The sequence below is a fragment of the Aquabacterium sp. genome (assembly GCF_030652515.1).
Lineage (GTDB): Bacteria > Pseudomonadota > Gammaproteobacteria > Burkholderiales > Burkholderiaceae_C > Aquabacterium.
Genome location: NZ_JAUSAR010000116.1, coordinates 145,667 through 161,752 on the forward strand (window position 1 = coordinate 145,667; position 16,086 = coordinate 161,752).

Genomic DNA, 16,086 nt, shown 5'->3' on the forward strand with positions numbered 1-16,086 from the left:
AGATGTTGTGGCCGCTCCAGGCTGTACTCTGTCATTGAGGTTGAGGAGCCGAGTGACCGCAAATTGTCGACTTCAGCCCGACTGGGTGGGGCACCGTACCTCGCTCCGCGTGGGCCCCCATCAGGCTAAAGCCAAACGCCCCGCCAGGTCGCGCCCACTTAACCAGGCGCCTTCTACCTTGCCACCATTCAACCAGTCACCACACATGCCTAACCGCGAACCGGCATCCCACCAGCACCCCAGCGTTAAGGCCGGCTCCGTGTCGGCATAGCGCCATCGGTGCGCTGTGGCCTGAACCTGCGCGGGCTGCGGCCCACCTAGGTCCGCAAAGGCCTGCAGCAACACAGGCATCACCTCGTCCGCCTCGCACTCGATGTGCGCCTCGCTCCATTGCGGGCTGGCGTGCAGCAACCAGGTCTCGGGGCCGGTGCGGCCCGGCTTGCTGCTGTCGCGCGCCACCCAGCGCAAAGGGCCGGTGTTGACGAAGGCGCCATCGAAGTCCAAGGCAACCGGGGCCTCGCACCGCACCATCACCGCCCAGCTGCCCCGCATGCGTTCACTGGCGGCCACTGCCGCACCTTCAGGCGCCACCAGGCTCATCAGCGGCACGGCTTGGGGCGCGGGAACAGCCAGCAGCACCGCACCATAGCGTTCGGCGTGCGTGCCATGCTCGGTTGAAGTCAGCGCCCAGCCATCGGCCTGGCGTTCCAGCCGCTGCACCGTGGTCTGCCAGCGCGTCAGGGCAGCAACTCCAGGCCCGTCCACCAACCGCTGCGCCAACCACCCGCAAGGCGAGGTCATGCGTGGCGTGCCCACAAAGCGCTCCAGCGGCGTGTCGGGCGTGGTCCAGTCCCGGCCATCAAAGCTGCGCAAGCGCGCATCCCATAAGGCGGCCACACCGGCTTGCTGCCAGCGCGCCACCTCGGCCCTGAAGGCCAGATCGCGTGCGGTGAAGTACTGCGCGCCGTGGTCGCACTGCCAGTGGCCCTGCGCGTCTTCGGCCTGCCGCGTGCTCATGCGGCCCGAGGGGCCTCGGCTTTTGTCGAACACGTGCACGGTGTGCCCGGCCTGGCGCAGCGCCTTGCCGCAAGACAGGCCAGCCATGCCGGCACCGATGATGGCGATGGGGGAAGACGTTGAATGGCTCATGACGGGGGCTATCTGTGGACTACCTTAGCCGCTGTGGATCCTTTGGAGCGACAAGCCGCCATTCTGGGAGGCAAACCGATGGGCCGCAACCGCTGCAGAGTTGCCGTCTGCCGTGCAAGGTCAGCTATAGGCTGACCGCGGACGTTGGCGCTTTGCTTTGCCAGGGACCGCTGTCACCAGAAACAGTCGTTGCCGGCCTATATCGTTCGGATGTGGCTGCCAGCCTGCAGCAAGTGCGCCGCGAATAGCGGATCAACAGCACGGTTCGTGGGCTAACATATCGTTTGGCCGTGGCGGAGGGGAGGAGCGTCCGACTCATTGAGGCCTACATCTCGGAGGTTAGATGCGTACAGCACTAATAGCAATTGGCGTGGACAAAACGGCAAGCGCCTTTCCGAAGCTCAACGCGGCCGCGCTAGGTGCGCAGCAGATGGCCAATTGGGCGAGTCAGCGAAACATCCCGTTCACCTTGTTGACCGATCAGGGTGGCAACAAGGTACGGCACGCTGACGTCTACGAAGCAGTAGACAAGTTCGTGAAGGATGGGGTCTACGACCAACTCATCCTCTACTTTTCTGGTCACGGTGTGCTGATGGCGCCTGACTGCGAGGCTTGGTTACTTTCGGGGGCGCCAGACAACCCGAACGAGGCCATCAACGTGGCTGGGTCGATTGCGAACGCGAGGACGTGTGGCATCGAACACATCGTTGTTTATTCGGATGCCTGCCGCTCCATTCCGACGCAATGGCGCAGCGCCATGCTGACACCGGGAACGGTGTTTCCAGTGCTGCAGCCGCGTGACCCATCACCTGAGGTCGATGCGTTCTATGCCACGCTGCCAGGGAATCCGGCGTTCGAAGTACCGCCGGATCAGGCATCAAAGGCGCATCGGGGTCTGCTCACCGATTGCCTTATCAAAGCCCTGGATGGGCAGATCGCTGACGTGATCGTCGATCAGAAAACTCATCGCGTGGTGCCAGCAAGACCTCTGAAGCTATACCTGACGAAGGCTATTCCGGCTGAGGCTGCCAAGGTTTCAATCAAGCTTTTGCAAAACCCGGACGCACGCGTTGAATCAGCGTTGCCGAAATACCTATCGGAGCTCGGGCGTAGACTTGGCGAGCCAGCGGCGCCCCCGTCCAAAAATTTGGCGGTTACCGATCTTCCACTAGGCTTGAAGCGGACCATCTACGAGATGCAGGAGCGGCTCTTAGCCCCTGGATGGCGGTCCCGAACAGTATCGCTGACTCAGATCGCGGACCCCGAGAACGTCGCAGCTTCAATAATTCGCATCCTTGACGCCAAGGGCCGGATAAGCTTCGAGACGAGAACCGGGTTTACGATTCGAGGAGCAGACGTCAAGAGCGCGCTGATCACTGGGACCACCTGCGATGTCTTCCTGGAAGACGGCACGGCACAGGTGCGCGTCCATGAGAAGTACGAGGATATGAACCACGCCAGCCGCACTGCGTTCATTCGCTTCTCTGACGGGTCGGGCGTAGTGCTGGCGGTTCTGCCTGGATACGTCGGGACGGTGGTGGTTGAGGAGGACCAGGTCGTGACGGTCAACTACACCCCGGCTCGCGGTACGAAAAACTACTTTGAATACGAGCACGTCGCTGATCAACTGGAACAACGACGGGCCTTCGTCGCTGTGGCTGCACGCAACGGGACCTTCCGTCTGGATAGGGCGAAGCAAGCCGCAGACTATCTAAGGGTGCTCAAGAAGGTTGATCCGACGCTGGGCATCTATGCGGCCTACGCGTATGCTCAGGTCGGGAATCTTGCGGGTATCCGCTCAGTGTTTCGCTACATGAGTTACGAGCCTGAGCCTGTGCCGTTTGACGTCGCGATGCTCGCCCTTCAATACGACGAGCAACCTGACCTGAACTACACCCCCGGGTTGCCAATGCTGACGCAGGGCTGGATGTCCCTCGGCCGTCTCGAACCTCTCATGCCCAAGCCTCTGAAAGCGGCTCGCCGGTACCTGAAACCATCGCTTTGGACGACCTTTACCAAAGAAGGCATGAACATCCTCGAAGGTGAACTTACGGGAGGTGAGTGATGAGACTGGTCCTGGTTCACGGGCGCGATCAACAGGGCAAAGATCGAGCGGAGTTGAAGCGCGCATGGCTAGCGGCGCTGGATATTGGCCTGAGCAACGCCGAGCTGCCTGCACTGAAGACCATGGACGTCGAGTTTCCGTACTACGGAGACGAACTGGAGCGGTTGGTCCAAGAAATTGATACTCCCCTTGTGAGCGACGTCCTAGCGAGGGGCGGGCTTACAGACGATCGCGCATCAGACTTCCGTGGCCGACTGCTTGAAGAGTTGGCCGCGTCTGCCGGCGTGACGCCCGCGCAAATCAATGCCAAGTACAGCGGAGCCGCGACCGAGAAAGGTCCGCTGAACTGGGAATGGGTGCAGGCCATCCTTCGTGCCTTGGACAACACGCCGATTGGCAGGTCGACCATCGACCGATTCACACGTGACGTGTATGTGTACCTGACCTATCCTGCCGTCCAGGCTGCGGTGAACAAGCTCGTGGAGAGCACGCTGACTGAAGAGCCGTGCGTTGTGGTCGCCCACTCCTTGGGCACCGTCGTCACGTACCGCTTGCTGCGAGACCCTGCATGCAGGGCCAAGGTGAAGCGGCTCATTACTTTGGGATCCCCGCTCGGCGTTAATGCAATCCGAGACCTTATCAAGCCGCCGGCCCTGGCCAATCCGGACGGGCTGACGGAATGGTTCAACGCTTACGACCCACGGGACGTCGTCGCATTGCGGCCACTGGATGAACAGACGTGGAAAATCCGTCCCCTGATCAAGAACAAGAGTGATGTCGACAACCATACGAAGAACCGACACGGGATCGGCGGCTATCTGGACGACGCGACCGTGGCACGTTGGATCTACGAGGCCACTGCCGCCTGACAGGCTTCACTGAACATCAACAGTATCGCGACAGCGTGAAACTCACAAAGTGGGGTGGCTGCGAAGTTGCTGCCGGTAGCACCTAAAGGTTGAGGTAGGCTATCAAGGCGCTCAGGACGGGACAACGGCAGCTGTGTTGGGCTTCTAGCGCGTTCTGGCTCGAGTCCTTCCGGCTACCGGTTGCGCGCAGTGCCGGGAGGAGCTCGGCATGCGTCAGACCTCGGCCAGAAACCTCATCGCAGCAGGCTTGGGCTGCTCGGCAGAAGTCGGCACCACCTACGGCTGCTTAAAACACGGGTTGCCGCCATTCACAGAACACCTGACGACCGGCAGCAATCGCTGCAGAGCTGCCGTCTGCCATGCAAGGATGTTGCCGCCAGCGATTATTTGACCACCCCTGCCAACTTTTGCTGACCATGAGGCTTCCTTCTGCAGCCCGCAGCAACCTTCAAGACGTCTGCTGTGTTGGCTGGTCACTGATTTCCGGTCAACCTGGTCAAACTGGCATCGGCATCAACAAACCGTGGACACCTTGAACAAGATTGCCGCCATCTTTGAACTCAAGGTCGGATTCACGCCAGCAACCACAAATCCGCGTTGATCAGCGCCGCATGCGGCCTGCAAGCAGCTACCAGCACCTCTATTCGGTAAATCTGGCGTATTTTTTGCTATGCACCAATTGATCGAGTTTGGGCTGCCCGGCTCATTTTGTTGGGCGCGTCACCAATCAAGTCTGGGACGAACATGCACCTCCATCATCGTCGAATCACCGTGCTGGCTGGCTTGCTTTTCGGCATCTCACCAAGTTACGCCGACTCGTACCTGATTAGTTCGGCCATCAACGACACGCCAGGCACCGTGCTTTTGGCGGGTGCGGTCATTTCCAGAGATGGGTGCTCCGCGCTTTCTGGCTGCGTGGCCTACAGCAGCGATACTTTCCAACTCGGTTCTGCCGGTGCCATCTCGCGGATGTCGCTCATGGCAATCGGCGTGCAGCGTGCCGGATCGGTGGTCGTGAACCAATACAGCGCGCTGAATTTCGTTCCCGCTTATGGCCAGGCAAGCGTGGGCTACACCGCTACGGGCAACCTGACTATCACCGGCTCCAGTGCAGTCAATGGCTTGGCCGGCATCACGGCTGGCGAAGGCCTGGTGCATGGCAACATCTTCATCGACGACGACAGCATCATCCGCTTCTCCGGCGTTCGCGGCGCCACCATCGGAGACCGAGGATCGGGGCGACTGGTGGTCTCCAGGCGCTCGGCCATTGAGAACATCAACGGTCTGACGGTTGGTGAGCAGGCCGGATCCTCTGGTGAAGTGGTAGTGACGTCCGGCAGCCTGGTAGCGTTCAAGTCCGGCAGCGGCGTGACGATCGGATACCAGGGCGCAGGCTCGCTCACCGTATCAGGCCGATCCCGGATCGATGGGGCAGGCACGGTGGTGGTAGGCACTCGCGCAACCGGCGCGCTGACACTATCGAGCGATAGCTCCATCGAGAATATGGGCAGTTTGATCCTTGGTGAGGAAATCCACGGTTCCGGCAGCGCATACCTGACTAGCGGCCGAATCACGATGCGGCCCTCATCCGCTCTCACGGTAGGACTCGCCGGCAGCGGCATGCTCCAATTGTCTTCCGGCAGCGAGCTGGACGCATCGGACGCGGTGATCCAGGCCGGCGTTCATCCCGGCGCCTTGGGTGACATCGTCAATCGATCAAGTGCTATCCGTGCGGCACGGCTGGAGCTCGGGAGCATGTCTGGTGGCACAGGAGGCTACGAACAAACCGATGGCAGGTTAATACTTGATGGAGGAAGCGGGCCGACCGTACTCGTTACACAAGGCATTTTTTCCGTCAACGGCAGCTTTGCCCTGACCGCTCGTAGCGGCACGCCCGGCGTCACGGCGGCCCTGGCCGCCATGGTTGGGCCGACGACGCGAGTGAGCCAGGCCAAGCTCCAGGGACTGGCCGATCTGACTGTGGATTCAAGCTGGGGCGCCACGGACCTTGGGCCGTCGCCGGCATGGGTGGTGGCGCGCCAGGTGGATGTCGGCGCGCGTCAAGTCACCCAGTTGGCCGATGGTCGTGTGGGCCTTGGCAACCTGTCCGTGAAACTCGATGCGCCGCAAGACGGCCGGCACTGGTCTCCCGAGATCTTGCGAACGGGATGCGGCGACTTCTCCTCCGGTCTTGGTGATTGCAGCGTTGAAATACTGAGCGCCCGTTCGGTTGCTTATGCGTCAAAGGTCTTGGCTGGCGCAGGGCCACTTCCAGATTTGCACAAGTCGGATGCGATGACTTCGGCCGCCATCCTTGATCGTAGTCAGACCTTCATCAAGGACAAGCGGACCCTGGTGGGCGTTGATCTGTCAGCACGCGTCTACCAACAAGGAGGCCCAAGGACCTTGCAGCGGGAGATTGCCAGCCTTGACCTGGATGGACTGCGAGCTTATGCCTACGAGACTTCATACGGCGTTGGTAGCGGCGACATCACGGTCGTCATACGGGGCACCGAGTTTTCCGACGGGAGAAATTGGGCTGCGAACGCCGGATTCTCCGGGATCCGCACTGGGACGCAGTTGGCGTACCTTCAAAACCTGGGGATGCTGACGGCATCCATTGCCACGGCCAATCCGAATGCGCAAATTCGGTTCGTTGGGCACTCCTTGGGAGGCGGCTTGGCCATGATCCTCGGGGCTTACTACGGAAAGGATGCCTACTCTTACAATGGGCCAGTGGTTTCCCCAGTGCTCGGGGACCTTGCCTACTATGAGAACTACCTACCCGGCATCGATGGGTGGAGCCGTAAGCAAGAAGGCGACTGGAGCAATCTGTTCAACATTCGATCCGCCCATGATCCGGTGAGCGCTGGCACGAGCCTACTTGGCGCCTTTGGCTACACCGTCACCGTCGCACCCAATGCCATCGAATACTTCCTCAGTACCCCCGACAATCCTGGCATCCTCTCCAGGCTTGGCGACGAGACAAAGGACGCATTGATTGTCCTGCATCGTAACTTCGCGCTGTCGGCAGCAAAGGCGCTGGTCGTCATCGGCGGCAATGAGATTCTCACTCAGATCAATGTCGCGCACTCGATCTCGAACTTGAGAGGACAGCTTTACGATCCGAAGAACATGGTGATCGATGTGTCCTACAACGGTGTCAGCCAGGCCAGCCAGGATTGGAGTTTGGACCCTGAACTGCTTGAGCAGGCTGTGCGGGACCGGGTGTTCATGCCAGACAGCACAGTGCAAGGCGACTTCTTCAGCAATGTGTTTGATCGCAGGAACGTCCAGTCTGGCGTCAAGTATTTTCTGGACCCTGCATACGAAGATGCCTATGTCTTCACCGCATCCGAAGAGTCACCCAACTTTGCAATGGTCCAGGTTCCTTTCCTGAATGTCGAGAAACTGGTCTACCTGGTTCAGGTGCTGCAGGGAGACGATTGGGTCACCGTGGCCAGCTTGTTACCTGAAGACGATTTCTATTTTGATGAGGGCGGCGTGAAGACCTTCCGACTGGTGCTGCAAGGCGATAGCCAGCCCAAAACGGAGCTACAAGGCTCTTTCTTTGGAGTGGCCTTCTCCTCGGACGGCGTCTTCAGTGGAAGCATCGCCTCAGTCACCAGCAACGTCCCAGAACCCACTTGCATCGCCATGACGTGCGCCGCGCTTGTGGTGGTCTGGTTAGTTCCACGGAAAAATCGGCGCAAAATTCCTAAATGCGCAGCGTGACGGTGTTCGACGTACTTAACGGCCCGGAATTCTGAACATCGTCGACGCGAGCCCTCGTTGGCGACTTGCTCGCGCCCACGGCGGCTTGGGTGTCGCACCCGTCTGCTCAAACAGGCTCGCACCGAGATCGCCGGCTGGCGGATCGACTACCACTTGGCGACTCCAGGTCTGGCCGCGCTGGCCAGGCAAGAGCACATCTATCTAGACCAGCGCTTTTCGGACCACGCGCCGTGGACGATCGACTACGACTTCAAGCTTTGAATTCGCGGCCCGGGCCGCTTTCAGGGGCTGCAGAGGGGTGTTAGACGACGCGCGAAGCGGCTTGCGGCTTCGCGCCATCAATGGCCACCATCTGCGGAACATGCCTCGGGGCAAGCGGGGGCAGCGAGCTGTCTGTTGTCACATTGCGTCGGTGCATCGACGACTGCCGTGATGCTAAACCTTGCCCCGTCGATGAGGCCAAGTCGATCTAGTTCACCACGGATTGCCGACATCATCGATCTGTTCTCCAGGTAGGTGATCCATCGCATCGACACCGAGCTGGTTCTGAATACCCTGCTGATGGCCTTGTGGCGCAGGCAAGCCGGGGCAGTTCATGTCGTTTGCCTTGTCACTTCTTGTCGAGAATCAAACGGGCACTTGAGAGAAGCGCAACGGTCTCTTTCGACACCATCTCCTCTTCTCCGAAATACTTCACATAGATTTTTGCAGCGTGAGAAAGATAGCGCTCAACGTCTTTCATCTTTCGCAAGCTCCATGCAAGGTTTGCGCACGCCTTGGCAATTTGCGCCGTCTGAGGATTGCCCGATACATAACTTGCCAATGTGCCTACGAAGGCGGTTTCACACTGTTCCGTGACGAAGGCATAGCGCGCCGCATCGTCTTGATCGGTTGCTGCCGATGAAGAAAACCCTCCAATGCGGACGACCATGTAGGTTCGCAATACAGCAAGAGCCGGATGCTGCTCGCCCCAGACTCGAGACAAGGACGTCAACGATTCCAGTATTTCCGCCTTGCAGTGCCCAGAAGAAAAACCGGTGCAGGTATCCGAAGGATCATCGCTCATGCGCCGCACATCGGTGCTCAGCTTGACTAATGGTGCTTCTGCGTAAGTCCTGCGGCGCAACTCCAGCTCGGACTTCAGGATGCGATGACCCTTTTCGTTCATGCTTTCCGAGTCTTCTCGGGAGGCGAGGAAGGTGCCTTGCATGTTCAGTACGTCCAACACCTGGGGGTGTGCCTCCCCCCAGGTATCTGTGGCGATTTTCAGCGCCCGTTCGTACATCTTCGAAGCGTTGGAGTTGCCAAGCTCGTCTTCGCAATATGCAGCGGCCTCGATAAGAGGCGTGACGAGCAAAGGGCTACTTCTTCCTCGCGTGCTCTCCAGCGCGTCGATCAGTTGGGAACGAAGTACGCAATGATCCCAACCAGGACGGTCCAGGCGATAGGCTGAGAACGCCCAATTGCTCATGGCCTGGATTGCCGCCGCTCGATCCTTCTCATAGTGACGGTATGCAGATTCCAGAAGCGGTTTGGCTTGTGTGAACCGCCTGTTGCTCTCCTCCATCCGTTCCATGGACAGATTCACTTCACCCAGTTCCGTCAAGACTTCTCCGCTTGCCAGTTGGTTACCTGGCTCAAAGCGCTTCAACCAATTCAGCCGCTCTTCGAGAACGAGGCTTGCCTCCCACCAACGTTCCTGCCTGCGCAAGGAGTCGGCTTGTGCTGCCAACAGTGCGTTGAAAGACGGCCCGTCGTCGAGTTTGTGCTTGGCAGCTTTGCTGCGAGCCGTGGCATAGGCGGCATCAGCAAGCGAATAGCTGTCCATCTCAGAGAACAATTCGATCTGTTGGGTGTGCAAGTCCAGCCAGATTGAATTCGATCCAGGGGTTTCGACTTTGTGCAGCCCGCGCTCAAGCGTTGCAAGCAGATGTTCAGCTTCATGCCAGCGAGCCCACTTCTGCGCGGTGTTGATAGCTTGAAGATAGCGTGTCGTCACGTCGCTTGACTTGAAGTCAGGTTTGTCAATCACCTCCTGTAGTCGACGCCTGGCCAACCTGTCGGCATCGAGATATCGCCCTTCTGAAACGGCCTGAAATATGGCGCTATCTGTTCGATCGGCCGCATGGCATGGCTGGACTGAATGGCCGATGGCGAAAACAGCGAGCACGGTGCAGAGTCGTTTCATCAGGGATTCCAATGCGATGCAGTCTAGAAGTCTGTGTGCAAACATTTGCGGCCAGGGTGGGCGCAGTATCTCTCGGCAAGCGCATTGCCGAGAGATACGAGCGCCACATACTTGATCTTCGCATCTGCGTCCGTTGCGGGCCTTTGCCAACGTCATGCGACAGCCCATGCCGGGCATTGCTGGCATGCGGCCGCCGAGGGCTCGGTGAGTGACCGATCCGGCTGCACTCACGACTTTCGGGATCTGATTGCAGCTTTAGGCTGGCAACAGCCGTTCACCCATCGGCAAAGCAGTGACAAATCTGCTCAGCAGCAGACGTTCAAGGGGGAAGTTTTCTAAGCCAAGGAGACTGCTCCTGACTATCCTGCATATCTAGCAATGCAGCCACTACACATCCATTCACCGTCGTCGTAGATGCCACCCGTCATGTCAGCTCGCTGGTGGCACCAGCCGCATTCGGAGTAGATAGCGTTGTCCTCGTATCTGCTTAGTTCAGGCTCCCTGTAGCCCTTCTGGTTTGACGGCAGAAGGTTAGGATCTGGCGCCGTGGCAAACCTTCCGCAGTTGCTGCACCAGTAACCACCGTGGTGCTCAATCGTGCTGGCCCTCTTGCAGAACGGGCACGCCATTTGGTCATGAGCCACGAGCGGCACGACGGTGGCAGGCACAAGCTCTGCAATGTTCTCTACACGTCGGCAGCTCATACCGTTGGCGTTCAGGTGATTGAGCAGCGGATCAAAGCCTTTGTCGCCACTGAGCACAAAGCATTCAGTGTCTGGTGCCGTCTCAAAGGTCCGGCCCAGCTCAAATGCAATGTGAAAGTCCAAGGCGTTCTTGCCTGTCCCTGAGATCTTCAAAAAGTCCACACGACTGAACCTATGCGCCGTCGTGGGCTTCTTCGCAGCCTTGGGCGGGTTCTGGTTCGCACCCACAAAAATGATGGCCCTGAAGCTCTCGTTCAGTGGCGACAGGTCAACCTTGTGCTTGTTCTCCAGATCAACCAGCAAGAGCTTCTTGGTCATGTCGTTACCTTGCCGGCAGGTGCCGCTGCTCGCCAATTATGGTCAGGGTCTTGGCGCCACGGGTCATTGCGACATACAGATCTTTCGCGTCCAGAGTGTCTGCATCGAGGATGACCGCATGGTCGTACTCCAGCCCCTTCACCAGCAGCGTTGTGCCGATGAGCTTGCGGTGGCTGATCGGCCTTCCCGTGTGCCTCATGTCGAGTTGGTACAAGCTTGCCGCATCCGTCAGCGTCGCCCCTCCACCGTCAATGTGAATCTTTAGCACGTTGAGGAAGCGATACAGCAGATCGCGACGGTAGGCAGACGTCTTAGGGTTGTCCTTCAACGCCAAGAAGAAGTCTTTGAGGTGCGCACTGGTCGGCTCCTCTAGGTAAGCATTCGCGGCATGCAGGACCAAAGGATGTTTGGTCCTCTTGCTCTGCTTCGCGACCTCGCCTATCTTCGTGCCAGCGGTCAAGATGTCGCCTAAACCAGTGAAGCACTTCTTGGCGAAATCCAGCGAGAGCAGGAAGCCCTGTTGGGTTGTCTTGGCTGCAACCAGCTTCTTGATGAACGAATGGAGGTCTTTGCCTTCAACCTCTTCAATGGAAGAGAACCGCCCACCCATGGTTCTTGCCAAGAGATGGGTCTTGTTCTTGGACTGCTGATCGCCGCCATGAAGAGCGATCACACTTTCGTTGTGCCCGAGCAAACCAATGAGCGAGGAATACTGCTTTGACGCCAAGAACTCAGGGGTTGTGTGGGCACGTTTCACACATGCAGGCAAGCCATTCAGAAGATCGATCTTTTGGCCCTGTTCCAGGGTCTCCCTTGCTTTCTTGAGCCAAGCTCCGAGGTTCGGATCGCCGGCAGTTTTCCAGCGCCATGGCGTCTCTAGCTGGCCGAGGCATACGAAGGTCGGGTAGACACTCACGGCCCAATCGACAGGCTTGCCTTCGTCACCACCAAAGTCAAAGATGGCCTGCATAGGATCGCCAAGAATTCGGCACGGCATGAACTCAGCGAAGGCACAGACTAGGGAGTGCTGCAGATCGGAGCAGTCCTGGTACTCGTCTACATAGACGCCGGCATAGGTGGCAGCGACAACGCGGCGAACGAACTGCTTCCCCAGTAACCCAGAACAGCACTCGTAGAGCTTGTTCCACTGCTTGCTGGTTGGGTGCTCTGCCTTCCACCCTGAAGTCCGCGGGTAGGCTAGACAAAGCCGAAGTGACCAGCTCGCAATCGTGTCGATCTGGTACTTGGAAGCAGGCACACCAAGAGCATTCATCTTGGTCTTGATGGAGTTCACACCCGCGAAAGTGTGGGTCAAGATTAGCTGCCGTTTGGTAGCAGCTTTCACTGCCATGGCGATGAGATGCGTCTTGCCGTAGCCGGCCGGCGCAATCACATACCCTTTGGCAGTGAAGTCGTTGAGTTTGAGTGCAAGTTCCTCAGACACGCTCTGCCCAAGCCCAAAGCTGGACAAGCTTCGTGGCTATTTCCTTCTTCAGAAAACCTGCATCGTCGAACGCGGGGCTGATAGCCTGCACCCACAAGTCTCCACGGGTGATGTCCTTGAACCAGTCGCTGCCTTTCGCAGCGCTTCCAATAGCAAGCCTCAGTTCTGGACTGTCTTCCCAATTGGAAACGTCGTTATCAAGTGGCTTCTGATACCAAGAACGCACGTTGTCGTAGACATTCAGACTAGGAAAGGTTTGGGCGAGTTTCACACTTGCGATCACGCTGATCCACGGCAAGTCCTGAAACGCTCTTTGCTCCAAGGAGAGCTTGTCGGTCCACACGTGGACCGAAATGCCCTTTCCTTTCAACTCCGCTTCATGAACAGGAGAAAACTGCTTCTCTGCGTCTCCGTCAGCGACAACGCAGACGTCATAGCCGAGCAGCTTGAAGGCTTCTGCCAGAGCTTTGATCTTGCTCGCCCCACCTGCATTCAGTAAGGACACGCCGTGATAGGAGAACGGATCTTTGCCCTTGCCAACCTGAAGGTCGTCAAAGCCCCTCATGAACCCTACTTCGGTCGCGCCCTCGCAGACGACGACTTTCTTCGACAAGAACGCCTCCGCACTAGAGCGAATTCTTCCTTGTGCCTCGTGAACAGCCAGCCCTTCGCAGCAAGCGGGAATGACCCGCACGACACCTGCCTTGCTGTGAACGATGTACAGGTCATTGACGGTAAGCTCCCGCAGGACCGTGGGCGAGTGCGTGGTGAGAAAGTATTGGCCTCTCTTGTCCTCACGGACGTGCTTGATCAGGCGGGTGATTCGATGCGGCTCCAAGCCGAACTCCACCTCGTCAAACAATGTGATGTGCCCTTCTTCCAAACCCATCTTCTGAATGCCACACAGCAGCATTCGCCGTGATCCAAGACCTAGCTGACGAAGAGGAATGTCACCGTCATGGAGGGCCAACCCACCCACCTTCAGGTTGATGGAAGCCAGGTCAAGGTGAGCCTTGTAAGCGTCCGACACCGGCACACCCAACAGCTTGGCAATGTCTTGAGACTTCTCAGCCGCCGCATCGAAATTCTTGAGGGTGACAGGCCGGTTCGCATCCAAAGAGGCTCGGGCCGTGCGAGAGGCCGTTGCCAGCAACTCGTTCAGGCTCTGGGTTTCAGTGAGCTTCGCCAAGGCTGTGCCTGTAGCCCATGAAAGCTGCTTCTCGCTGTAGGCGCCGATGAGGCCGACACTGACCTTGTTCCTATCGCCCTGTTTGAACGGAACACCGTCAGGGTGGCGATCACAGACAGCCATCCACTTGGGCTCAAGATCTTTGTCGACCGTCAGCCGTACCGTCAGGACACTCTCAAGGTGATCTTCAGGTTCGTCAGTGAGCTTGAGGGCATCAGAATCCCAGCCACGGAGGTACTGGCCATACTTGTCCAAGGCGCAGAAGGCTTCGGTCAATGCTCCAATGGTGATTTCAATGAAGATGGAGTCGGCTACCTTGCACTGGTAGAAATCGGCGTCGCTTAGAGTCAGATTCCACTGAGGATAGAAGGCATACCTGATGGCCTCAAGGATGGTGGATTTCGAAGAGTCCCCTTTTCCAATCAGGCAGAAGATGTCTGCGTTGGGGAGGCTCCAGCTAAGCTCTTTCACGCCTCGAAAGTTCTTGATTTCTATTTTTCTGATCTTCACCGAGCAAGGCCCTCCAGAACATTACTAATGAACTGGGCTACTGCCGATCAATGCTCTCCCAAGCACAGCATGGAACGTCTCTTCGCCCTTTCACCTCATCATAGATACATCTCTTCACGTTGCCGTCGAAAGGCGGCACAAGGCGTCAGAAATGTTGTTGCTCCGCTGCCGTGGAGGAGCAGTCGGCCGATAGAGTTTGTGGCCATCTGAACGCTCGAAGTGCGGCTGAGAATGTGCACTGACGCAGGGCTATCGGCTGGCTGCACCGCTGCACATTGGACCTCCAACAGCGTGCATCCACGAGGTGCCGTCCAGCAACTGCGCTTCATCAGGCGCGACTGGAGTGAGCGTTATGGAAGCGGTCATCGGCCAATCCCTGTTTTTGAGCGCCGTTCGCTTTTCCACAAGCGTGGCTGCAGGCAGCGCGGTCACCGTCACTTGGCGCCGGAGGCCAGTTGCCCAAGCTTAATCTGCGATAGTCTGTTTCTATCTCGCCTTCAAAAGCTCAGCCGCCAATGACGACACCAATCACGTTGACTGTAGGTGCCATCACCCTCACTTTCAACAAGTGGGAAATCGGCGTCGACCACGGCATGCTGTTTCAGGAATCTGATCGCCAGCGTCGCCGCCACCCCGACATCGACAACAGCTACTACGACGAGCACCCTGAAGAGGATCCGGCGCATAGCGAGACTTGCTTTTGCCGTTCGCTGGGCTCGATGTTGCCGCGGCTCGAGCTGCTCGGGTACACGCTGGCCACGGTCAAGGCCGAGTACGAAATGCAGGTGACGCAGGATGCGGAGCGGTACGACGACGACGATGGCGCGCCGTCACTAACTCGGCCCGCTCGACTGGAATTCGCGAAGTTCGTCGAGTTCATCCGCAGGTATCCCGTATACGACCTTGACGACGAATACCGGCCGGATACTGAGTCGGGGCCTGAGCAATGGCGCGCCCGATTGGCGGCCGATCCCGCCGTGGCTTTGTTGCCTCAAGGTGATCAAGACCGCGACATCGACGGCTACTCTGAACGCAGCCACTTCGGTGGCCTCATCGGCTTCTTATCTCCTTATTCGGTGCTGCGCGTCCTCGCCGAGAACCCGGCAAACCTGACGCTGGACATTGTTTGGGATTACGGGAACTTCGTTGCTGCCGGCTGGGCAAAGAACGAAGAGTTCGTCACTGGTGCTCGCCGTGCACAGACCTATTTGCTGGCCACCGAGGGGACGTCCGACACACACATCCTGAAGCGAGGTCTTTCGCTGCTCCGGCCAGACGTCGAGGACTTCTTCAGGTTCATCGACATCGAGGAGCGGCACCCCTTCTCTGGTACCGGCAATCTAGCCAAGTTCGCCGAAGGCCTCGTCAAGATCGACGTCCAAAACCGCGTGGTGTTCGTCTTTGACAACGACGCCGAGGGCGTCGATGCGTATCGCAGCCTGCAGCGGTTCAGCTTCCCGGTCAACATGCGGTCGATGCTGCTGCCCGACCTCGATCAACTGCGCGACTTCCCTGCACGCGGTCCAAGCGGTGTTGTGCGCACCGACATCAACGGTCGGGCCGCAGCCATTGAGTGCTACCTGGATCTACGCCTAGCCGGTCGACCCGAAGCCCAGGTAACGTGGACCAACTTCAAGGAGTCAATAGGCATCTATCAAGGAGCGCTGGACTTCAAGGAAAGCTACGCCAAAGCCTTCTACGAAGCGAGCGTCGAGGCCATCACAACCGGCACGTACGACGTCAGCAAGCTTAGAACCGTGCTGGACGCCCTGTTTGCGACCTGCTGCGCCATGTCCACGGACATCCTGCGGCGCGAGTCACGTTGAACTCCCGGTAACTCGATTGCTCCCACGTTCGCTGGAGGCTCCACCAGCCAGCGGCTATCGCGCATCCTGCTGTTGGTACACCTTCTACG

10 protein-coding genes and 1 pseudogene are annotated in these 16,086 nt (G+C 58.4%); 5 read left to right on the top strand and 6 right to left on the bottom strand.

What is annotated here, in order from left to right:
• Positions 1-120: 120 nt before the first annotated feature.
• Positions 121-1,149, bottom strand: coding sequence for an NAD(P)/FAD-dependent oxidoreductase (locus Q7V20_RS14465; RefSeq protein ID WP_304792430.1), 1,029 nt, complete (start codon positions 1,147-1,149; stop codon positions 121-123).
• Positions 1,150-1,519: 370 nt separating this feature from the next.
• Here Q7V20_RS14465 and Q7V20_RS14470 point away from each other — a divergent pair, with 370 nt between their 5' ends.
• The 4 genes and pseudogenes from Q7V20_RS14470 to Q7V20_RS14485 form a co-directional block, all read left to right on the top strand.
• The gene (locus Q7V20_RS14470; protein WP_304792433.1) at positions 1,520-3,214 is read left to right on the top strand and encodes a caspase family protein; all 1,695 of its coding nucleotides are present in this window, start codon (positions 1,520-1,522) and stop codon (positions 3,212-3,214) included.
• Complete coding sequence (locus Q7V20_RS14475; protein WP_304792436.1) at positions 3,214-4,083, top strand: hypothetical protein; 870 nt, start codon at positions 3,214-3,216, stop codon at positions 4,081-4,083. Before Q7V20_RS14470 ends, Q7V20_RS14475 begins: the two co-directional genes overlap by 1 nt.
• Before the next feature lie 744 nt (positions 4,084-4,827).
• Positions 4,828-7,818, top strand: coding sequence for a hypothetical protein (locus Q7V20_RS14480; protein WP_304792439.1), 2,991 nt, complete (start codon positions 4,828-4,830; stop codon positions 7,816-7,818).
• Between the two features lie 129 nt (positions 7,819-7,947).
• A pseudogene (locus Q7V20_RS14485) lies at positions 7,948-8,079 on the top strand (exodeoxyribonuclease III); the annotation flags it as partial.
• 213 nt (positions 8,080-8,292) lie between these two features.
• Here the strand turns inward: Q7V20_RS14485 and Q7V20_RS14490 are convergent.
• From Q7V20_RS14490 to Q7V20_RS14510, 5 genes are all read right to left on the bottom strand, one after another.
• A complete protein-coding gene (locus tag Q7V20_RS14490) occupies positions 8,293-8,415 on the bottom strand; it encodes a hypothetical protein (protein ID WP_304792442.1) in 123 nt (40 codons plus the stop codon).
• Between the two features lie 13 nt (positions 8,416-8,428).
• Entirely contained in the window at positions 8,429-10,006 is a 1,578-nt protein-coding gene (locus tag Q7V20_RS14495) for a hypothetical protein (protein ID WP_304792444.1), read from the bottom strand.
• A 359-nt stretch (positions 10,007-10,365) separates the two neighbouring features.
• Positions 10,366-11,028 carry a PIN domain-containing protein gene (locus Q7V20_RS14500; RefSeq protein WP_304792447.1) on the bottom strand — a complete coding sequence of 221 codons (663 nt, stop codon included), beginning with the start codon at positions 11,026-11,028 and terminating at the stop codon, positions 10,366-10,368.
• A gap of 4 nt (positions 11,029-11,032) precedes the next feature.
• The gene (locus Q7V20_RS14505; RefSeq protein WP_304792449.1) at positions 11,033-12,472 is read right to left on the bottom strand and encodes a UvrD-helicase domain-containing protein; all 1,440 of its coding nucleotides are present in this window, start codon (positions 12,470-12,472) and stop codon (positions 11,033-11,035) included.
• Positions 12,465-14,171: an ATP-dependent endonuclease gene (locus Q7V20_RS14510; protein ID WP_304792452.1), complete on the bottom strand. Its 1,707-nt coding sequence runs from the start codon at positions 14,169-14,171 to the stop codon at positions 12,465-12,467. The genes Q7V20_RS14505 and Q7V20_RS14510 overlap by 8 nt, the downstream gene beginning before the upstream one ends.
• Positions 14,172-14,686: 515 nt before the next feature.
• Here Q7V20_RS14510 and Q7V20_RS14515 point away from each other — a divergent pair.
• On the top strand, positions 14,687-15,997 hold the full coding sequence (locus Q7V20_RS14515) for a HEPN/Toprim-associated domain-containing protein (RefSeq protein ID WP_304792455.1): 1,311 nt from the start codon (positions 14,687-14,689) through the stop codon (positions 15,995-15,997).
• Positions 15,998-16,086: the final 89 nt, after the last annotated feature.